We start from the raw sequence: 20,146 nt of genomic DNA on the forward strand, positions 1-20,146 counted from the left end.
CCGCCGGCGAGGCCTTCCGTGTGGGGATTTGAGAGGTTTGTGGCCAAGATGCTCGCAAATCGCAAGCCAATCTCGTGTGACATGAACATGAAATCAACAAATGTCACATCACATCCACAAATCGCGCCTAAGGGAGACCGTGGCGAGGGGGCGGCGGCCGGCAGGACGGTCGCAACGCTCGTCGGGCACAAATTTCTCTTTGGGAGAGTCGGTCGTGAGGCAACACACTCGAGCCGGGCGGCGCCTGAGCGGCGTCCTGGCGCTGCGGGCACTGGCCCTGGTCAGCACGAGCATTACGGCGGTCGCGCTGATGACGGCGCCGGCCTTCGCCGAGGACTACACCAACGTCCAGGCCTCGGGCCGCGTGCAGTCGGCCGAAGGCAAGCCGATCGCCGGGGCGGTGGTGCAGCTGACCTCGGAAAGCCTGGGCGTGAAGCGTTCGGCGACCACCAACGCCAGCGGCGCCTATGTCATCCCGCAGCTGGCCCCGGGGGCCTATGCGGTGTCGGTGTCCGCCGACGGCTATGACGCCTACGCTGAAAGCGGCGTGCTGATCAGCCGCGCGGGCGCGTCGAACCTCTTCACCCTGGCGCCCATCGGCTCGGTCGAGGCCATCGTGGTCAAGGCTGGTCGGATGCGCACGCCGGACTTCGAGATCACCACCACCGGCGCGGCGATCGAGATCGGCGAACTGGTCGAGCGCGTGCCGGTCGGCCGCTCGCTGCGCGACATCGCTCTGATGTCGCCAGGCGTCGTGCAGGGCTCGTCCTCGGCAAACGGCAGCTTCGCCAACCAGATCTCGATCTCGGGCGCCAGCTTCATCGAGAACGCCTTCTTCGTGAACGGCCTGAACATCACCAATTTCCGCATGGGCCTGTTGCCCGTGGAAGTGCCGTTCGACTTCTATAAATCGGTGGAAGTGAAGACCGGCGGCTATCCGGCCGAGTTCGGCCGCTCGACCGGCGGCTTCGTCAACGCCGTCACCAAGTCGGGCACCAATGCCTTCCACGGCGGCGTGACGGCGACCTGGGAGCCGGGCGACCTGCGCGACAGCGCGCCCAACACCTTCCGCAACAATTTCCAGGACTCCACGTCCAGCCGCGAGGAGTGGGTGGCCGAGCTGGGCGGACCGATCATCAAGGACCGCCTGTTCTTCTATGGCCTCTACAACCAGCGCAAGCTGAAGAGCTTCACGCCTCAGGCCACAGGCGCCAACGCCACCCGGGTGACCGACGACGCGCCGTTCTGGGGCGGCAAGCTGGACGGCTGGCTGACCTCCAAGCAGCACCTGGAGTTCACCTATTTCGACACCACCAAGGACGTGCGTAACCGCAGCCTCAACTACGATCCGACGACCAAGACGGTCGGCGCGGAGACGGGCGGCACCAATCAGCGCTCGGGCGGCGAGAACTATATCGGGCGCTATACCGGCACCTTCACGCCCTGGTTCACCCTGTCGGCGGCCTATGGCGTCAACAAGTTCCGCGACGGCCAACTGCCGCTGGACACGACCCACGAGCAGGTCGTCGACTATCGGAGCAACACCGCCGGGGTGAACATCGGCCTGAACAAGGTCACCGACGCCCAGTCGTTCAACGACGACAAGCGCACGTTCTATCGCGCCGACGCCGACTTCAACTTCGACCTGTTCGGCGCCCACCACCTGCGGATCGGCTACGACCACGAAAAGAATACGGCGACCCAGTTCTTCGAGACGATCGGCCGGGGCGCCTTCAAGCTGTATCGCTCGAACGGTTCGGATCAGAGCAACCTGCCGGCCGGCGTCGAGTACGTGACGACCCGCGTCTATCGCAACAGCGGCAGCTTCGGCACCGTCAACCAGGCGTTCTACGCTCAAGACCAGTGGTCGCTGTTCAACGACCGCCTGCAGGTCGAGGCCGGCGTCCGCAACGACCGCTTCGACAACCGCAACGCCGAGAACAAGAGCTTCTACGATCCGGGCGACCAGTGGGCGCCGCGCCTGTCGGTCTCCGGCGATCCCTTCGGCGACGGCAAGTCAAAGCTGTACGGCTTCTTCGGCCGTTACTACCTGCCGCTGCCCAGCGACCTGTCGCTGAAGTTCGCCGGCTCGCTGGTCACCTACACCCGCTACAACCTGCTCAACGGCGTCGGCGCCAATGGCGACCCGTCCATCGGCGCGGCGATCACCACGGCTAACGGCGTCTCGGCCTGCCCGGATACAGGCGTGTCGAACTGCCTGGTCTCGGCCTCGGGCCTGGTGGCCGACACCGCCGAGTCCATCGCCCATAACCTCAAGCCCCAGTCGGCCGACGAGTTCGTGCTGGGCTATGAGCGGCGGGTCGGCGACCTGATCAAGCTGGGCGCCTATTTCACCCACCGCGAGCTGAACAACATCGTCGAGGACGTGGCCATCGACACCGGCGCGCGCGCCTATTGCATGAAAGCCGGCTTCAGCGCCGCCCAGTGCCAGTCGAGCTTCGGCGGCGGTCGCCAGTGGGTGATCGTCAACCCGGGCGAGGACGTGAAGATCCGCCTCAACAGCCTGCCCGACGGCTCCAAGCCGGTCGTCACCCTGTCGGCGGCGGACCTGACCTATCCCAAGCCCAAGCGCGACTACAACGCCATGACCTTCACCTTCGACCGGGCTTACGACGGCCAGTGGTCGGTCTCGGGGTCGTATACCTGGGCCAGCCTGAAGGGGAACTACGAGGGCGGCGTGCGCTCGGAGAACGGCCAGCTGGCGATCAACACCACGGCCGACTTCGACTCGCCGGGCTTCCTGAACGGCGCCGACGGCTACCTGCCCAACCATCGCCGCCACACGTTCAAGGCCTATGGCAGCTACAAGGTCAACGACTGGCTGACCCTGGGCGGCAACGGCCTGGTCCAGTCGCCGCGCAAGTACAGCTGCATCGGCATCGTGCCCAAGGCCGTCGACGCCACCGCCTATGGCTATCAGGGCTACGGCTTCTACTGCCAGGGCAAGGTGGTCGAGCGCGGCTCGGCCTTCGAGGGCGACTGGGTGACCCAGTTCAACGCCTCGGCGGTGGTGACCCTGCCGACGCCGGGCGACCGGTTCGACGCCTCGCTGCGGCTGGACGTCTTCAACCTGTTCAACTCGCACGCGGTGACCGCCTATCACGAGTTCGGCGACGTGGGCGGCAGCGGCGTGGCGGACACCAACTTCCGCAAGCCGGTCGATTACCAGACCCCGCGCTACGCGCGGATCCAGTTGCGCGTCGCCTTCTAGGACGCGCGCGTCCCCGGCCGGTCTCCCCAATCCCCGCCGGCCGGGGGCGCACTTCATCTATCGGGACTCACGGCATAGTGTCGCGCGGCCCGCGGAGACGGACAGAGAATGCTCAAACGCTACGATCGTCAGCGCGATATCCTGAACCTGCTGGAGCCGAACCAGACGCGCGCCATCACCGACATCGCCAAGGCGCTGTCGGTCTCGGAAGAGACGATCCGGCGCGAGCTGCGGGTGATGGAGGAGGCCGGGACGATCGTGCGCCTGCACGGCGCCGTCCGCCTGCCGCCGCAGGAGATCGAAGGCCCGTTCGATCTGCGCATGCAGAAGAACGTCGCCGGCAAGACCCGCATCGCCGAGGCGGTCGTCAAGTTCATCTCGGACGGCGACACCCTGTTCCTCGACAGCGGCTCGACGTCCTGCTTCGTGGCCAAGGCCCTGGGCGAGCATCGCCAGCTGAAGATCATCACCAATTCCCTGGCCGTGGCCCAGGCGGTGCGCAAGGATCGCGGCCACACCCTGTTCCTGGCCGGCGGCGAGCTGAACGCGGCCTACCAGTCGTTCTCCGATCGTTACGCCCAGGACTTCCTGGCGGGCTTCCGGCCCAGCCTGTCGGTGCTGACCGTCGGCGCGGTCAGTCTGGAGCATGGCCTGATGGACCACTCGCCTAGCGAGGCGATCATGAGCCGCATCGCCTATTCGACGGCCAGCCGCGTGCTGCTGGCGGTGGATGAGGGCAAGTTCGGCCGCATCGGCCTGGTCCACACCGCCTCGTTGAAGGATGTCGACATCCTGGTCACGGACGCCGCGCTGAGCCCGGCGTTCCAGGACGCCTTTTCCCATGCCGAGGTCGTGGTGGCCTAGGGACCGCCGCCGGGCCTGTCGCCATCGGGCCTCAGGTCGACGGCGCGGCGCTTTGACGCCAGGCGCGCGTCGCGAATTCGACGCTCCACAGCGCCGCCAGGATCGTCGAGACGACGAGCAGGGCGTTGAAGCCGCGCTCCCAGATCAGGCGTTGGTCCACGGCCTTGATGGCGGGGAGGGTGGTGCAGCGGCCTTCCGCCTTCGCGGGGGACGGACCCTTGAGCGCTTCACGACGGGCCAGGCGCTCGCTGGTGGCGCGCACTTCGACGCACCGCGTCCAATCCCCCCCGAGGGCGATGGCGTAGGACTTCAAGGGCGGGTCGCGCAGGAGGTCCGTGACGGAAAACCCGACGGCGCCGACATAGGCCGTCGCGCACAGCGCCATCAGAAGCTTTCGGCTGACCACGTCGACATTCCAATTCTGGCGGAGGCGGAAAACCGCGGAGAGCGTCGGTCCGAACCCTTGGGCCGCCCGGCAATTTGCTGGTGGTGTGGTGGGCGTCCCCGGCTTCGGGACCTTGGACCGTTCGCGGAGGAACCTGTCCGAATGGCGTGACTTCGCGCCTCGGGGAGCTCGTAGCACGGACAGCCCCGAAACGGGGAAATGATTGCGATCTCGGGCGCCGGTGTTTCCGGATGGCGCGATCATCTCAGAGCCGAGGACCACCCCCGCGCCAATCCCATCCGCCGTCGTTGAAGCGACGTCTCCCGGCGCGGATGAAAAACGCACAGCGCTTTCAGGAGGCGGGCCGTGCGATGCGAGCGGGCTTTGATCTTCGTCATGGAGTCGGTGAATGTCGGGGCCAAGCTCGTCCATCCGGCGAGTCGACGTCCGGGGGACTCGGCCAGGAGGCCTAGAATGCGCGCTGTCTATCGCCATGTTGAGCGTCACCGCGTGTCGCGGATCGGCTGGCTACGCGCCGCCGTGCTCGGCGCCAACGACGGTCTGGTGTCCACCGCGAGCCTGATCGTCGGCGTGGCGTCGGCCGCGAAGTCTCCGGGGGAGGTGGTCGTCGCCGGCGTCGCCGCCGTCGTGGCCGGCGCGATGTCGATGGCCGCGGGCGAATATGTGTCGGTGAGCTCGCAGGCCGATACGGAAAAGGCGGAGCTGGCCCGTGAGGTCGCCGAACTCCGCGATCTGCCCGAAGCCGAGCACGAGGAACTGGCCCAGATCTATATCAGCCGCGGCGTCGAACCGGAAACCGCGCGCCTGGTCGCGACGCAGCTGATGGCCAAGGACGCGCTCGCGGCGCATGCCCGCGACGAGCTGGGTCTGTCGGACTTGACCGGCGCCCGGCCGGTCCAGGCGGCGTTGTCGTCCGCCGCCAGTTTCGCCGCCGGGGCGGTTTTGCCCCTCGTGGTCGCGGTGGCGGCGCCGCGCGCGATGCTGAGCGGCGCGGTGACGATCGCCTCGCTCTGCGGCCTGGCGATCCTCGGCTATGTGGGCGCCAAGGCCGGCGATGCGTCGCCTTGGCGGGGCGTCGTCCGTGTCACGCTGTGGGGCGCGGTGGCGATGGCCGTGACGGCCGTCATAGGGCGCTTCGTGGGCGCGGCGATCTGATCGCCACGCCCACGCTATCTAGCGCAGCTTGGCCTGGGCCTGGCTGAGGAGGGTCGACGCCTGGGCCTTGCGGCCCTTGTCGGCGATCTCCCGGCCCGGACGCGGCGGCGCGGCCAGCGCCTTCTGCAGCGCCTTGCTGGCGCCGGCATAGTCGTTCTGGCGCATCAGGAAATCGCCGTAGAAGAAGTTGGAAGTCCACGCCGTTGGGGTTGGCCGCGAGGGCCTTCTGCAGATAGCTCCGCGCCTTGGCGGGATCGCCGAAGCCGATCGGAAAGCCTGGCACCTGGGCGTAGAGCGAGCCCAGGCTGGTGTAGACGGAGCCGTCGCCCAGCGCGTTGGGATTGATCTTCTCGGCGCGTTCCAGCAGTGACCTCGACTCCTTGGCCAGGGCCAGTCCGCCGAGCCCGCCCTTGGCGCCGGCCTGGGTCGCCTTGGCGATGGCTTCCCAGACGAGGGGCTCGGCGCGGCCGGGGTTCTGCTTGGCCAGGGCGTCGGCGTCGGCGGCCACCTGCGCCGCCGCCGCGCCCTGGGCGCCCTTGTCGGCGATCTCATAGTTGGCGTGGGCCCAGGCGCGGGCGAGGCCGTCCAGGCGGGGGTCGAGCGCATCGGCCCGGGCGGCGCCGGCCGCCAGCGAGAGGGCCAGGCCGAAGGCGACGAGGGATTTCTGAATCATGGCGATGTCCTGGAGTGATCAGCGCGCGAACAGCTGCGCGGCCTTGCGGTCGTTGGCGGAGAGGGCGCGGTCGACGAGACCGGGCAGCAGGGCGTTCAGGCGAACGAAGAAGGCTTCGGGGAAGCCCAGATACACGTCGCGGCGTCGCGCCCGGATAGCCGAGACGATCCGTCTGGCCGTGGCGTCGGGCCGGTCGATCTGCATCTGGGTGAGCTTGGCGAACTCCAGCACCCGATCCGACACCATCGCCGTCCGCACCGCGCGGGGCGCGATGTAGGTCACATCCACGCCCGTCCCAGCCACCTCGCGCCGAAGGGCCTGGCTGAACCCGCGCAGTCCGGCCTTGGCGCTGGAATAGGTGGCGAAGTGGGCGAAGTTGATCGAGCCGAAGATCGAGCCGATGTTGACGATCTGTCCCGCCCCGCGCGCCTTCATGCCGGGCAGCACGGCCTGAGTCAGCCGGACGGGCGCAACCAGGTTGACCATGTAGCCGGCCACCAGGCTCTCAGAATCCTCCGTCTCGACCGGGCCGAAATGCTGGACGCCGGCGAGGTTCACGAGGATGTCCCAACAGCGCTGGCCAACGTCCTCGGCGGCCGCTTCAATGCCGGCGGGCGTCGAAAGGTCATGGGGCAGAAAGTCCACGTCGGTGTTGGGGCGGTTGCGGCCCAGCGCCGTGACACGCGCGCCTTCGTCGGCCAATTGCCTGGCCACCAGGGCGCCGAGGCCGCCCGAGGCCCCGGTGACGAGAACGGTCTTGTTCTCAAGCATGGGCCGTTTCCCGGACGTGCGGGATCGAGCGGAACACCGCGGCGAAGCGCTGGAAGATCGCCTTGGCGACCTCGATGATCGCGGCCTGGTCGGCGGGATCATCGACCTGGTTCATCAGCGTCTCGAAGAAGCTCAGATGCTCGATGTCCAGCGCTCCGTGTGAGGTGAGGTAGCTGAAGCACTCCGGACCCAGGCCAAGGTTCTTGGCGACCGCCTCGGCGCCCTGCGTCGCGAGCCGAACGCTGGTGCCTTCGAGCACGAAGACCATGCCGAAGAAGCCCATCGGGTTGGCGTTGCGGATATAGTCGTAGGCGTAGTCGGTCATCGCCAGCGTCGCCGGACGTGGCGCGCCGGTGCGAACGGCCTCCGGATCGCCGCCGCAGTTCTTGATGTCGCTGAGGATCCAGTGTTCGTGGCCGGTCTCTTCGGCGATGTATTCGTCCAGGGCCTCCACGAAGCGTCGGTGAGCCTCGTCCATGCCGGCGCGGGCCTCGCGCATCAGCGGCACGGTGTGCTTCACGTGATGATAGGCCTCGGTCAGGTAGGCGATGTAGGTCTCGCGCGAGATGCGGCCTGTCAGGCCGTCCTGAATCTGCGGCGTCGAGGCGAGCTCCATCTGTCCGTCGACCGTTTCGGTCACGAGGCGTTGATAGAAATTCACGCGAGATCTCCTGTCGTGGAAGCTTCCATGAAGTCCCGGTGGCGGGCGCCGAGCACCGCGCGTCGAGGACGTCCGTTGTTGGTCAATTCGCCAGCGGCGGGGTCGAAGGCGTCGCGCGCGAGCCAGCGGCCGATCCGGGCGTAGGGCGGAAGGTTGGCGTTGGCGCGGGCGACGGCGCCCGCGATCGCCGCTTCGTCCATGCCTGGGATGAGGGGCACGATCAGCGCCGAGAGCTCGGCCTGGGCCTCGCCCAGCACCACGGCCTGACGGATCTCGGGCTGGGCGGTCAGCTCGCTCTCGACCCATTCGGGCGCGATGTTGCGGCCGTGGCTGGTGATGATCGTGTTCAGGCGTCGACCGGAAATGCGCAGGAAGCCGTCCTCGTCGATCTCGCCGAGATCGCCCGTGAAGACCGGGCCGTCGTGCGCCTGGCCGCCCGCATAGCCGAGGAAGCCGGAGTTCTCGACGACGATCTCGCCCTCGCGGATGGCGACGCCCAGGTGGGGCAGGGGGCGTCCGACCGTTCCCGCCTTGCGCGCCGACGGCGTATTGAGCGCGACGACGGAGGCGCATTCGCTGAGGCCGTAGCCCTCGTAGACCGGCAGGCCCAGCTCATCGGCCTGGGCCAGCAACGAGGGCGCGACCTTGGCGCCGCCGACGGCGACCAGGGTCAGGTCAGGCAGGCGTATGCCGGTGAAGGTCATGACCATCATCAGGGCGCGCAGCAGTTCGGGCACGAGGATCAGGCTGTTGGCCCGCTGTTCGGCGATCGCGCCAGCCAGCCTGGGCAGGTCGGGACGGAAGGGATCGGCCAGGCCCAGTTGGTCAGGCGGCAATATGTGATAGCGGCCGCCGGCCAGCAGGGTGGTGTAGAGACCGGCCACGTTCTCCAGCAGGATCGACAGCGGCAGCAGAGGCAGGTGCAGGCCGGCATAGTTCGCGCCGATGGCCTGGACCAGGGAGCTGGCGACCGCCTCCATGTGCTGGCGCGACAGGCAGACGCCCTTCGGCTGGCCGGTGGAACCGGATGTGTAGGTGATCTTGGCGGTTCCGGCGGGCAGTCGCCGGTCCGGCAGGGACAGCGGCGTCACGCGCAGCGGCGACCCGGCGATGCTCAGGTCGCCATTGGCGGCGTCGGAGAGCTCGACCAGCAGGCTGGCGCCCGCGTCGGCCATGGCGTGCTGGCGCTGGGCGTCGGTGAAGAAGCCCGGCAGCGGAAGACTGGTCCAGCCCAGGCGGGCCAGGGCGAGGTCCAGAATGACCCAGGCCGCCCCGTTGGGCAGGCGCACGGCGATCGGCGAGCCTGGCCTGACGAGCGGAGCCCAAAGGAAGAGATCCCGCGCCGCGGCGGCGATGGCGGTCTCGAGCGCGCCGTAGCTGAAGGCGCTGGTCTGGTCGCTGAGCGCGATGGCGCCGTCACCGAGACGCGCGCGCTGAGCGATGGCGGCGAGGACGAGGCTCATGGACGATCTCCCAGGCGGGGATGCAAACGGGAGCAGGCGCCTTGGATCGGCGGCGGCTGGGTCATCAGCAGTTGAGCGAGCGGTTCGAGCGTGGGGGCGATGGCGCCGGCCAAGACCTCTGGATCGCGCTCGTAGTAGCCGCCCCAGTCCTTGACCTCCGGGCCCAGGCGCGCGGGGTCGGCCGGCGTCAGCCGCCGCGTTGGAAAGCCGACGCGACTGAAGGTCCGGCGCAGCTGTCGCGTCGCGGTGGCCACGGCGTGCTCGCATCCCGCGTGGTGCAGATGGCGCGCCAGGGCCATGAAGAGGAACAGGGATGCGCCGGCGCTCTGGGACGCCAGGCTGCCGATCTCGGCCACCTCGTCGCGACGGACGGCCGCGCCGGTCGCGGTGCGAAGGGCCGTCTCGATCGGCTCGTCCAGATAGCGTTCGAGGAACAGCGGCGCCTCGCTTGCGAGCCGAAAGCCGACGGCGGCGTGGATCCGGCCCGCGGCGTCCTGCACGCTCATCAGGGTCGGATAGTGGGACCGGATCCGGCTGCCGAACGCCTCGGCGTAGGTCGCCTCGATATAGGCTTCCACCCGCAGACGCTCGGGACGGAAATGGTTGTGGATCGAGATGATCCGCGGCTCGACGGAGGTGAACCGGCGCACGCGGTCGGCGTCGAAGCACAGGCTGCCGACGCGGGCGCCGTCGTTCATCATCATCACTTCCAGCAAGGGGATCTCCTGTCCGGCGCATGATCGAGCGCTTCGACCGGCAAGGACGACGTCCTTCGAGGGGCGCCTCAAAGCTTTCGACGGTTGCGCGGCGTCCGCGGTTCGGAAAGATTGTCGCAGGCGCGGATTCTGCGCTGACCCCTCGAGGAGCGCGACCGCGCCTTGGACGACACAGACGTCCATCCCCTGCTTTCCGCCTATCTGGAGCGGCGCGAGAGCCTGCTGCGGTATTTCCGCGTGCGTCTGCGGTCGGACGAGGCCGCCGAGGATCTGGTGCAGGACATCTATCTCAAGATCGTCGATCGGCGCGTCGAGACCATCGACAATCCCGTGGCCTATCTCTACCGCCTGGGGACGAACCTGATGCTGGATCGGATCAAGGTCCGGCGAAGGGCCGAGGCGCGCGACGCCCAATGGCGCGGAGCGCATGTGTCGGACATCGGCGGCGACCAGGTCGTTGACGAGGTTCCCGCGGACCAGGCCACCGCCGCCAAGCAGCAGCTTTCCCGGGTCCTCGAGGCGGTCGAGGCGATGCCGCCGGCCGCGCGGGAGGCGTTCCGCCTGCACAAGCTGGAGGGCTTGAGCCATGCCGAGACCGCGGCGGCGATGGGGGTCTCGCGGTCCAGCATCGAGAAATACATGATGGCCAGTCTCAAGCTGATCGTCGCCAAGGTCGGGCGATGGCCATGAGATCGACGCGCGAGATTTCTTTGAGGCGCCGGCCGCTTTATGGCGTCTTTGGGGCAAGCGGGAAGGCTGACGGCCTTCCAAGACACGGCGAAGTCCTATGAACGGTCAGGATCGAGAGACGAAGGAGGCGCTGCGCGACGAAGCCGTCGCGTGGCTGCTCCGCGTCCAGTCCGACGCGGCGACGGCCGAGGACTGGATGGCTCTGACCGACTGGCTCGAGGGCTCCGAAGCGCGGCTCGCCGCCTTCGAGGACGCCGAACTGATCATGGCCGATGTCGATCTCAGGAAGGCCGAGATCGCGGCGGGGCTCGCGCCCGAGGGACCGAACGTCATCGCGTTTCCAAGACGGTCTGCGCGGCCGGCCCGGCGCGTCTGGATCGGCGGCGCGATCGCCGCCTCGCTGGCGGTCCTGGTCGGCGGCCCGGCGCTCTGGCAATCCGCGCGGGGCGAGCAGGTCACCTACGAGACCAAGCCGGGCGAGATGCGTCGGATCGACCTCGCGGACGGCACCCGGATCACGCTGGACGGCGGCTCCCGGCTCAGCGTTCGACTGGGGTGGCGAACCCGCCGAGTCGAAATGGGCCTGGCGCAGGCCAGCTTCGACGTCGCGAAGGATCCCTCCCGGCCGTTCGTGATCGGGGTGGGCGACCAGCGCGTGCGGGTGGTCGGCACCGAATTCAACATCCGCCACGATGTCGGCGGCGTCCGGGTCACCGTGCGCCGCGGCGTCGTCGAGGTCGCCCAGCGGGACGGACGGGGAGGGCCGCCGAGCCGTCTCACCGTGGGTCAGGAACTGCGTCACGATCAGGGCGCGGCGCGATCGGAGGTGCGGCGCGTGGAGCCCGATGGCGCGTTCGCCTGGACCCAGGGGCAGCTGATCGCCGACAATGAGACGCTGGGCGATATCGTCGCCGACCTCAATCGTCGTTTCGCGACGCCGGTGCGTATCTCGCCAGGGGCGGCGACCCGGCGCTTCTCCGGCGTGATCGCCCTGGACGACCAGGAGACCGCGGTCCGGGCGATCGCCGCCTATGCAGGCTTGAGCATTGATCGCGCGAACGGGGAAATCATCCTAAGGTGACCTCCTGACCGTCTTGGAGGGGCGTGACTTTGCGTAACCGCGCGTGGCGCCGCCTAGGGATGGCGTCGGCGATCGGCCTGACCGTCGCGCCGCCGCTATGCGCCCACGCAGGCGAAAAGGTGGTCTTCTCGGCGCCCGCGGGGCCCTTCAGGGCGGCGGCCACGGCGTTCGCGTTGCAAGCGCATGTTTCGATCGATCTGAGCGCGGCCGAGGGATGCGGGCCCTCGCCGGGCTTTTCGGGACGCGCGGCTCCCGCCACGGCGTTGAGAGCGCTGTTGCGCGGCACCGGGTGCGATGCTCGCTGGATCGCGCCGAGGACCTACAGGGTCGTACTCTTGCCGCCGGCGCCGACAGCGACACGGCCGCGCGTCACGGCGGTGGTCGAGACGTCGACCGAGACGCCGCTTCCGCTGTCTGAACTGGTGATCGTCGCCACACGTCGACTGGCGGTCGCCGACCGTCTGGCCTATTCGGTCAGCGTCCTCGACGCGCGCGCCGCGGCGGCCCGGGGCGTGCGCGACGCCACCGATCTGGCGCTGACCGTTCCCTCCATGACGGTGACCAACCTGGGCCCCGGACGGGACAAGGTCATCCTGCGCGGCCTGTCCGACGGACCGTTGACCGGCCAGACCCAGTCGATGGTCGGCATCTATCTCGACGACGTGCGGCTGACCTACAACGCTCCCGACCCCGATCTGCTGATGGTCGATATCGGGCAGGTCGAGGTGCTTCGCGGTCCCCAGGGCGCTCTCTACGGCGCGGGTTCGCTGGGGGGCGTCCTGCATCTGACGACGCATCGTCCGGACCCCGGGGCCTTCGACGCCTGGGCCTCCGTCTCGGCTTCGACCACCCGCGGCGGCGAGGCGGGGGGGCTGGCGTCGGCGATGATCAACATGCCGCTGCTGCATGGCCGCGCCGCGGTCCGGCTTGTCGGCTACGCCGAACGCCAGGGGGGCTATGTCGACGATCTCGGCCAGGGGCGCGCCGATGTGAACGCCACGCGTCGCACGGGCGTCCGCCTGACCGCGCGGACGATGCTCGGCCCCGACTGGAGCGCCGAGGCCGGTCTGGCCGCTCAGGCGATCGATTCCGAAGATACGCAGTACGCCGATCGCGGGATCGGGACCTATGCGCGCCGCAATCGGATCGCCGAGCCGCACGACAACGATTTTGTCGAGGTTCATGTCGGTGCCCAAGGTCTTCTTTTCGGACAGGACGCGAAGTTCACCCTCGCCGCCGTGCGGCATGATCTGTCCAGCCGCTACGACGCCAGCGCCGCGCCGCCCGTCGCGGTTCCCGCCGGCGCGGCGATAGCCTTCGACGACGACAACCATGTCGGCGCGGTCGTGGCCGAGGCGTCGCTGGCGTCGCGGCCGGAGGGGCGGATCCAATGGCAGGTCGGCGCCTTTCCTCGCCCGTACGCGACAGGGGCGCGATGGCCTGATCCTCCTGGCCGATCAGCCTTCCGCGCCGTTGGTCCGCGAAAAGCGCCGTGACGTGCTGGGCGAGGGCGCGCTCTTCGGCGAGGCGATCGGCGATCTCGGCGGCGGCTGGAGCCTGACGTTGGGCGGTCGACTGTTCGCGACGCGGTCGGAGGCGTCCAGTCGCGCGGCGATGACGACGACGGGCGCCGAGGCCACGTTCCGCGACGCGCGGAGCTATGTCGGCTTCGCGCCCAAGGTGGTGATGTCGTTCGCGCCGAGCGCCGCGACGCTGATCTATGTCCAGGCGGCCGAAGGCTATCGCTCGGGCGGCTTCAACACGGCCGTGATCCCGACCCAGACCTTCGATACCGCCGGCGGCGAACCGCAGCGCCACTATGACGGCGACGAGCTGTGGAGCTACGAGGCCGGGGCGAAGGGCGCGTGGGTGGACGGCCGGTTGCGCCTGCGGGCCGCCGCGTTCCTGGCGTCATGGAGGAACATCCAGAGTGATCAGCTCTTGCCCTCCGGGCTGCCGTACACGGCGAACCTGGGCGATGGCCGCAATGTCGGGCTGGAGTTCGAAGGGAGCTATGTCCACGAAGGACTTCGGCTGGACGCCAGCTTCCTGCTGAACCATCCGGAACTCGAAACCGTCAACGCCGCCTTTCCCGGCCGCAAGGACCTCGGGCTGGCGGGCGTGCCGCAAGGCTCGGTTTCGCTCGCGGCGAACTATGAGCGACCCGTGGGCGAGGGGTGGCGCGCGAGCCTTGACGTCCGGGCGGCCTATGTCGGCCGTTCGCGCCTGAGCTTCGACGGGGCGACCGCGCCGTCCATGGGGGGCTACGCCACCACCCGCGTCGCCGCGCGGCTTCGCTCGGAACGCCTGAGCCTGGGCCTGGCGGTCGACAATCTCTTCGACGGCGCGGGCGATACGTTCGCCTATGGCAATCCATTCACCTTGAAGCTGTCGCCGCAGAGCACGCCGCAGAGGCCAAGGACGATCTCTCTTGAGATCCGCGCGCAATACTGACGATCGACGGTCCAGCGCGGAGACCGGCGTGGGAAAATGGCGATTCGCTCGAGCCGAAAGTGTCCGCCGCCGGGTGGTTTCGACCGATGCTACGCTCTGAAGAAGAACCTTGCTACGATCAGGAGCGATTCAAGATTGTCAGCAATGTCCAAAGCGCCACCCCCACACCTGCAGCAGAAGCGAAATCGATCCGTGGCCGACCGGGTCGCGCTGGATCTGGCGTACCTGATCGAAACGGGCGTCTACAAGCCGGGCGATCGCCTTCGAGAAGTCGAGCTTTCGGAACGGTTCAAGGTCAGCCGCGCGCCCGTGCGCGAGGCGCTGCGCATCCTCGCCACGCGCTCGGTGGTGCATATCGAGCCGATGAAGGGCGCGGCGGTCGCCCGCCTCTCCGACCAGGAGGCGCGCGAGAGCGTCGAAATCAGCGCGGTGCTTTTCGGTCTGGCCGCGCGCAAGGCCGCCGCCGCCAGAAATGATGAAGATATAACAGCGCTTTGGCGGCAGGTGGAGCGCCTGGAGGCGATGACGGGCGAGGGCGTCGAGCCTCAGGAATTCTTTCGCCAGACCCTGCGAGCCGGTCTTGTCGTGCTCGACGCCGCGAGGGGCAGCCGGCTTCGGTCCCTGATCCTGGATGTCCGGACCGGCGCCGCCCATAACTTCGGCCCCTATGGCTTCACCACCGAGGCCTTGCGGGTTCGCGCCGCCCAGCGCTGGCGGGATCTCATCGAGGCGATTGCGCGCGGCGATCAGGACGAGGCCGATCGACAGGCGCAGCTGACCCACGATGACTCCTTGACCGCTGCCCTGAAGGTCACGGCATAAATTGTCGACAATCTGTAGACAATGACGATCGTCTCGGCATAGCCTCCCCCTGACAAAAGGCGCGCAGACGCCGTGAGGGAGGGTAACGATGGGACGAGCTTTGACGGCTACGACCGGCAAGAGCGCGCGCCGCCAGCGCGCGGCGAACAGACTGGCCATGATGGGCGGTGTCGCCATCGCCGTGCTGGCGGAGCTCATGGCGGCGGGCGCGGCCCGCGCTCAGGCGGCGGGCGATGTCGGCGAGGTGGTGGTCACCGCGCGCCGCCGGGCCGAGCAGCTGCGCGATGTCCCCGCGGCGGTGACTGCGATCACCGAGGCCGACCGCCAGGGCCTCGTGCTCGACCGGATGGAGGACTACCTGCGCCAGATCCAGGGCGTGACCCTGGTGACCTCTGGTCCGGAATATCTGAACGACATCTCGATCCGGGGGCAGGGCAGCGGCCGGGTCGGGTTCACCGAGACCGCGACCGGGCTCTATCGTGATGGGCTGTACAGCTCGGGCGGCGGCTTCGGCGGCCGGTCGCTGACGCGCATGGACCTGTTCGACAATTCCCGGGTCGAGGTGCTGCGCGGTCCGCAGGGCGCGCTGTTCGGGCGCAACGCGGTCGGCGGCGCCGTGAACGTGATCTCCAACACGCCCAAGCCCGACTTCGGCGGGACGGCGACGGTCCGCCGGTCCGATCCGGATCGCACCGACCTGGAGGCGATCGTCAACCTGCCGCTGACCGACAAGGTCGCCGCGCGGCTGGGCGGGTTCATCAGCGACCAGCACGACGGCTTTATCGTCAACACCACGACCGGAAACTTCACCGACACCCAGGACTCCAAGGGCGCTCGGCTGGCGATCGAGGCTCGTCCCTCGTCCAAGGTCACGCTGGGCGCCATGGCCAATATTACGACAGCAGCGCCGCGGGCTTCACCGGCCTGGCCCGGAGTCCGACGCTCGATCCCGGACCCGACACGCGCGCCAACCAGAACCGGGAAGGGCGGACCGACATCAAGGAGAAGGGTTTGTCGCTGCGCGCCGATGTCGACCTGGGCTGGGCCGATATGGCCCTGCGCGCTTCGCATCGCGAGCGCGACGGCGCGCGCACGAACGAAGATGACGATCACTTCGTGGGCTTGTCGCTGTCGGACGTGGCCCCCGGCGCGGCGGTCGCCTATCCGGACTATTCGCGCCCACAGTTCGAGGACTACCGCCGAGAGGTGCTTCAGGCGACCTTCGCGTCGAAGCCCGGTGGACGCGTCTCCTGGCTGTTCGGGGCGGAGTACCTCAATTCCAGGGACAAGGTCGTCACCGAACCGCTCGATTGCCCCGCCTATACGGGGGCGGCGCAACCCGCGACGCCCGGCTGCTTCGTCGGGACCGCCGCCGTCGGCGCGGCGACCACCTTCTCGGCGGCGGCTCGCCAGGCTGGGCGCGGCACGATGAACCACGACGCCTTCGACGAGAAGGTCGACTCGGTCTCGCTGTTCGGCGCGGTCGAGGCGAAGCTGGCCGAGCGCTGGCTGCTCGGGCTGGAACTGCGGGCGCAGCATGACAGCCGCGACTACGACTTCCAGCGGTGGTCGGAGGATCCGTTGGTCTATTTCGGGTCGGGGGCTGTCCCGACCGGTCTGCTCGCGCCCATCGGCGGCTCCGGCGCCACCACGGTCCAGTTCTGTCCGCCGACCCTGGCGGCGCCGGCCTGCGCGGCCGGGAACGAGACGGCGACCATTCGCACCGGCTTCGACAACACCTTCTATACGCCGACCGTATCCTTGCGCTGGAACCTCGCCGACGAGCAGAACATCTATTGGCGCTTCGCCACGGCCTACCGGTCGGGCGGCTTCAACACCAACCTGCCGCCCTCGGTGACCCGCGCCCTGCTGCCACGGATCCTGCGCTACGACGCCGAATACGCCTACAACTACGAAACCGGCTGGAAGGGGCGTCTGTTCGGCTTCAACGCCGAGGCGGCGGTCTACTACACCTGGACCAATCAGGTTCAGGTGGTCACCGCGCCGGCGGCGGGTTCGAGCGGCTTTATCCTGTCCAACGCCGGCGACGCGCACGTCTATGGCTTCGAGGCCGAGGCGCGCCGGATCTTCCGTGTCGGACCCGGCCGCGTGGTGGCGCGGGTGTCCTATTCGACGTCCGACGGCGCCTTCGAGAAGGGCGCCAGCCTCATCAGCCAGGGCGTCACGGTCGACCTGAACGGAAAGCACGTGCCGCGCCTGCGCGACAACCAGATCGCCGCCAGCCTGCTCTACACCCAGCCGATCGGCCGCCTGCGCGGCTTCGCGGGCGTCAGCGCCCAGTACGCCCACGGCGGGTTCGAGAACTCCGGACAACAGTCGCCCCTACGCCGGCTACACGCTCTACGACGCTCGCCTTGGCGTCGAAGGAGAGCGCTGGCGCTTCTCCGTCACCGGGCGAAACCTGACCAACGAGCGCTATGTGCTCAATGTGGTCGGCACCGCCGAATTCTGGAACCAGCCGCGCGTCTACGGCGCCGAACTGACGCTGCGCTATTGAGCGCCGGAGCGAGGACCAAAGTGATGAGATCCGTCTTGACCGCCATCATCGTCGCCGTGCTGGCGCTGGCCGTTACGCCAGCCTGGGCCCGGGACGAGGCCGCTCCTATGGCGCGAAGCGTCCGCGTGGGCGGCGTGGACCGGGACTATCTGCTCGATACGCCAGTCAAGGCTTCCGGTCCGGTTCCGCTGGTCATTGTTCTGCACGGGGGCGGCGGCAACGCCCGCACCATGACGCCGCGCTGGCTGGACACGGCGCGCCGGGAAGGCTTCGCCGTGGCCTTCCCGAACGGTGTTGGGCGCAACGCCAACATGGGGACATGGAACGCCGAAGGGTGCTGCGGCTTCGCGATGACCTCGGGCAGCGACGACATCGCCTTCATCGCCGCGATGATCGACGACATCGCCCGCCAGCATCGGATCGATCAGGCCAGGGTCTATGTGACGGGCCTGTCTAACGGCGGCATGCTGACCTATCGCATCGGCGCCGCGCTCGCGCCGCGCATCGCGGCCATGGCTGTCGTCTCGGGCGCGATGTTCGGCGGGGAGACGCCGCCGGCGACGCCCGTGCCGGTGCTGATCATGCACGGAGAGCAGGACGACATCGTGCCATTCAAGGGCGGAACCTCGCCGATGGCGCTGGTGGCCCGCTCCCAGTCGAAACCGTTCCGGGAGGTCGCCTACGCGGTCGATTTCTGGCGGCGCGCCGACGGCTGCGCGGACAAGCCTGCCGTCGAGCCCAAGGGCGACGTGACGGTCGAGACTTACGCTCGATGCGCGAAGGGCGGCGAGGTGGTCTTCTACCGTCTGAAGTCCGCGGGGCACGGCTGGCCGGGACCGGCCCGCAATGTCGGCGGCCTGGAGCGCGCCCGCTATGACCAGATCGACGCGACCGAGACCATCTGGCGGTTCTTCAGTCGCCACGCCCGTTGAGACAGGTTTCGTAGGAGTTCCCACCGATGCATCGCCGTCGCCTGATCAAGTCCGCGCTCGTCGCCTCGGCGTTCCTGCCGTCCGGGCGCGCCCTGGCCGCCCTGGCTGCGGAGACGCGGGATCCGTTCGAACGGGCCTTCTTCTTCGCCTTCCCGCTCTATGAGCAGGCGCGCATCGAGCAGGAGCGCACCGGCGCCGTCGGCAAGCCCGGAAAGCTCAACGTCATTGCGCACCGGTCCCAGTTGATGGACCACACCTCCCACCAGGTCACCGCGCCCAATAACGATACGGTCTATTCGTCGGTCTTTCTGGAGTTGTCCGGAGGCCCGGTCGAGCTGAACGTGCCCAGCTCGACGGATCGCTACTTCTCCCTGGCCTTCATGAGCGCGTTCACGGACGTGTTCGCCTATGTCGGCACCCGCGCGACCAAGGGACGGGGCGGCCGCTACTGGATCGTCGGGCCAGGCTGGAAGGGCGTCGCGCCAGGGGACGTCAAGCTGATCCGCGCGCCGAGCAACGACGTCTGGGCCCTGATGCGTACGCTCGTGGATGGTCCCGCCGATCTGGCCGCCGCCCAAGCCTTCCAGAACGCTCTGACGCTGAGTGTCGCGGCGGATCGTCCGCCCCCGCGCGGCTTCGACGCGGCGGCTGGAGACGTGAACGATCCCGTCAAGTTCCTGTCGCTCGTGAACGAGGTCATCGCCCGCTCTCCCGGCGGCGGCGGCCAGTTCGGCCGCGCGAGCCAGTTCACCGCCCAAGGGATCGGCGGGCCCGGCTTGCCGTCGCAGGCGGTGCTCGACCGTTGGCGGACGATGATCCCCGGCGCCCTCGAAACCCTGCGCGAGACCTTTCGCTTCCGAGACTACGCCGTTGACGGATGGAGCTATCAGCCGCCCGGGATCGGAGACTTCGGAACCAACGATCAACTGCGGGCGGCCGTCGCCCTCGGGGGCATCGCGGCGCTGGGCGAGGAAGAGGCCATGTACTTCCACGCCAATTTCGACGGCGCGGGAGAGCCTCTGATGGGCTCGACGCCGTATCGCTGGCGCGTTCCGCCCGGCGGCGTGCCCGTCGAAGCGTTCTGGTCGCTGACCATGTACGAAGTCACGCCCGAAGGACGCTATTTCTTCACCGAAAATCCGATCGGCCGATACGCGATCGGCGACCGCACGCCCGGGCTGATCAAGGACGCCGACGGTGGGTTCGAGATCTTGATCCAGCGCGATCGCCCGTCGGGCGCCATGGCGGCCAACTGGCTGCCCGCGCCTCCCGGACGCATGCGCCTGGCCTTGCGCGCCTATCTGCCACGTCCTGAGCTCAGAGCGCGGACCTGGCGTGTTCCCGCCCTCCGGCGGGCCCAATAGCCGGGGACCGGCCTGGGGACGTCGTCCGGTCGCGATCAGCTCTTGCTCGACCCGCGATAGACGTCGCAAAGGGTCTCCAGCACGCGCATCGCGGCCGGATCGTCCAGCCGGTAGAAGATGGTCTGGGCCTCGCGTCGCGTGGCCACCAGGCCCTCGGCGCGCATCTTGGCCAGATGCTGCGAGGTCGCCGACTGGGCCAGCCCGACATAGTCGCCAGATCGCCAACGGAGGCCTCGCCATCGATCAGGCGACACAGGATCAGCAGCCGTTGCTCGCTGGCCAGGAGCTTCAGAAGTCTGGCCGCGGAATGGGCGCTGGCGGCCAGATCCTGGATATCGTCGGCC

General features: G+C 68.5%; 17 protein-coding genes and 1 pseudogene. 11 read left to right on the forward strand and 7 right to left on the reverse strand.

All coding sequences use genetic code 11. From position 1 onward, the window contains the following. Positions 1-214: 214 nt before the first annotated feature. On the forward strand, positions 215-3,232 hold the full coding sequence (locus ACHMW8_RS17455; RefSeq protein ID WP_395443230.1) for a carboxypeptidase regulatory-like domain-containing protein: 3,018 nt from the start codon (positions 215-217) through the stop codon (positions 3,230-3,232). Positions 3,233-3,340: 108 nt separating this feature from the next. Beyond that, positions 3,341-4,096, forward strand: a complete 756-nt coding sequence (locus tag ACHMW8_RS17460) for a DeoR/GlpR family DNA-binding transcription regulator (protein WP_125158012.1) — start codon at positions 3,341-3,343, stop codon at positions 4,094-4,096. A 31-nt stretch (positions 4,097-4,127) separates the two neighbouring features. Here ACHMW8_RS17460 and ACHMW8_RS17465 read toward each other — a convergent pair whose 3' ends face one another. Continuing rightward, positions 4,128-4,502, reverse strand: a complete 375-nt coding sequence (locus ACHMW8_RS17465) for a hypothetical protein (RefSeq protein WP_395443231.1) — start codon at positions 4,500-4,502, stop codon at positions 4,128-4,130. A 453-nt stretch (positions 4,503-4,955) separates the two neighbouring features. Between ACHMW8_RS17465 and ACHMW8_RS17470 the strand changes: the two genes are divergently transcribed. Then, positions 4,956-5,657, forward strand: coding sequence for a VIT family protein (locus tag ACHMW8_RS17470; protein ID WP_395443232.1), 702 nt, complete (start codon positions 4,956-4,958; stop codon positions 5,655-5,657). Here the strand turns inward: ACHMW8_RS17470 and ACHMW8_RS17475 are convergent. From ACHMW8_RS17475 to ACHMW8_RS17495, 5 genes are read right to left on the reverse strand one after another with little or no spacing between them, the layout of a single operon-like run. Continuing rightward, the gene (locus ACHMW8_RS17475; protein WP_395443233.1) at positions 5,626-6,330 is read right to left on the reverse strand and encodes a hypothetical protein; all 705 of its coding nucleotides are present in this window, start codon (positions 6,328-6,330) and stop codon (positions 5,626-5,628) included. The two genes, ACHMW8_RS17470 and ACHMW8_RS17475, sit on opposite strands and share 32 nt — an antisense overlap. Before the next feature lie 18 nt (positions 6,331-6,348). Then, positions 6,349-7,101, reverse strand: coding sequence for an SDR family NAD(P)-dependent oxidoreductase (locus ACHMW8_RS17480; RefSeq protein ID WP_395443234.1), 753 nt, complete (start codon positions 7,099-7,101; stop codon positions 6,349-6,351). Next, positions 7,094-7,762, reverse strand: a complete 669-nt coding sequence (locus ACHMW8_RS17485; protein WP_395443235.1) for a TenA family transcriptional regulator — start codon at positions 7,760-7,762, stop codon at positions 7,094-7,096. Before ACHMW8_RS17485 ends, ACHMW8_RS17480 begins: the two co-directional genes overlap by 8 nt. Then, positions 7,759-9,225 (reverse strand): AMP-binding protein, encoded by a 1,467-nt coding sequence (locus ACHMW8_RS17490; RefSeq protein WP_395443236.1) that lies wholly within the window; start codon positions 9,223-9,225, stop codon positions 7,759-7,761. The genes ACHMW8_RS17485 and ACHMW8_RS17490 overlap by 4 nt, the downstream gene beginning before the upstream one ends. Then, positions 9,222-9,932, reverse strand: coding sequence for a thermostable hemolysin (locus ACHMW8_RS17495; RefSeq protein ID WP_395446003.1), 711 nt, complete (start codon positions 9,930-9,932; stop codon positions 9,222-9,224). Before ACHMW8_RS17495 ends, ACHMW8_RS17490 begins: the two co-directional genes overlap by 4 nt. Positions 9,933-10,103: 171 nt before the next feature. Between ACHMW8_RS17495 and ACHMW8_RS17500 the strand changes: the two genes are divergently transcribed. The 8 genes and pseudogenes from ACHMW8_RS17500 (at position 10,104) to ACHMW8_RS17535 (ending at position 19,802) form a co-directional block, all read left to right on the forward strand. Continuing rightward, entirely contained in the window at positions 10,104-10,631 is a 528-nt protein-coding gene (locus ACHMW8_RS17500; RefSeq protein WP_395443237.1) for an RNA polymerase sigma factor, read from the forward strand. Positions 10,632-10,728: 97 nt separating this feature from the next. Then, positions 10,729-11,712 (forward strand): FecR family protein, encoded by a 984-nt coding sequence (locus ACHMW8_RS17505; RefSeq protein ID WP_395443238.1) that lies wholly within the window; start codon positions 10,729-10,731, stop codon positions 11,710-11,712. A gap of 59 nt (positions 11,713-11,771) precedes the next feature. Further along, entirely contained in the window at positions 11,772-13,208 is a 1,437-nt protein-coding gene (locus ACHMW8_RS17510; RefSeq protein ID WP_395443239.1) for a TonB-dependent receptor plug domain-containing protein, read from the forward strand. Continuing rightward, the gene (locus tag ACHMW8_RS17515; protein WP_395443240.1) at positions 13,186-14,166 is read left to right on the forward strand and encodes a TonB-dependent receptor domain-containing protein; all 981 of its coding nucleotides are present in this window, start codon (positions 13,186-13,188) and stop codon (positions 14,164-14,166) included. Before ACHMW8_RS17510 ends, ACHMW8_RS17515 begins: the two co-directional genes overlap by 23 nt. 192 nt (positions 14,167-14,358) lie before the next feature. Next, positions 14,359-14,988, forward strand: a complete 630-nt coding sequence (locus tag ACHMW8_RS17520; RefSeq protein ID WP_158624706.1) for a GntR family transcriptional regulator — start codon at positions 14,359-14,361, stop codon at positions 14,986-14,988. A 196-nt stretch (positions 14,989-15,184) separates the two neighbouring features. Further along, positions 15,185-15,592: pseudogene (locus ACHMW8_RS17525) on the forward strand (TonB-dependent receptor plug domain-containing protein); the annotation flags it as partial. 320 nt (positions 15,593-15,912) lie between these two features. Further along, complete coding sequence (locus ACHMW8_RS17530) at positions 15,913-18,438, forward strand: TonB-dependent receptor domain-containing protein (RefSeq protein ID WP_395446004.1); 2,526 nt, start codon at positions 15,913-15,915, stop codon at positions 18,436-18,438. A 26-nt stretch (positions 18,439-18,464) separates the two neighbouring features. Continuing rightward, the gene (locus tag ACHMW8_RS17535; protein WP_395443241.1) at positions 18,465-19,802 is read left to right on the forward strand and encodes a DUF1254 domain-containing protein; all 1,338 of its coding nucleotides are present in this window, start codon (positions 18,465-18,467) and stop codon (positions 19,800-19,802) included. A 35-nt stretch (positions 19,803-19,837) separates the two neighbouring features. On the opposite strand, the gene ACHMW8_RS17540 is transcribed toward ACHMW8_RS17535, so the two are convergent. Further along, positions 19,838-20,056 (reverse strand): ArsR/SmtB family transcription factor, encoded by a 219-nt coding sequence (locus tag ACHMW8_RS17540; protein WP_395443242.1) that lies wholly within the window; start codon positions 20,054-20,056, stop codon positions 19,838-19,840. Between the last annotated feature and the right edge of the window lie 90 nt (positions 20,057-20,146).

The organism is Caulobacter sp. UC70_42 (assembly GCF_044056025.1).
In the GTDB taxonomy this organism is placed as follows: domain Bacteria; phylum Pseudomonadota; class Alphaproteobacteria; order Caulobacterales; family Caulobacteraceae; genus Caulobacter.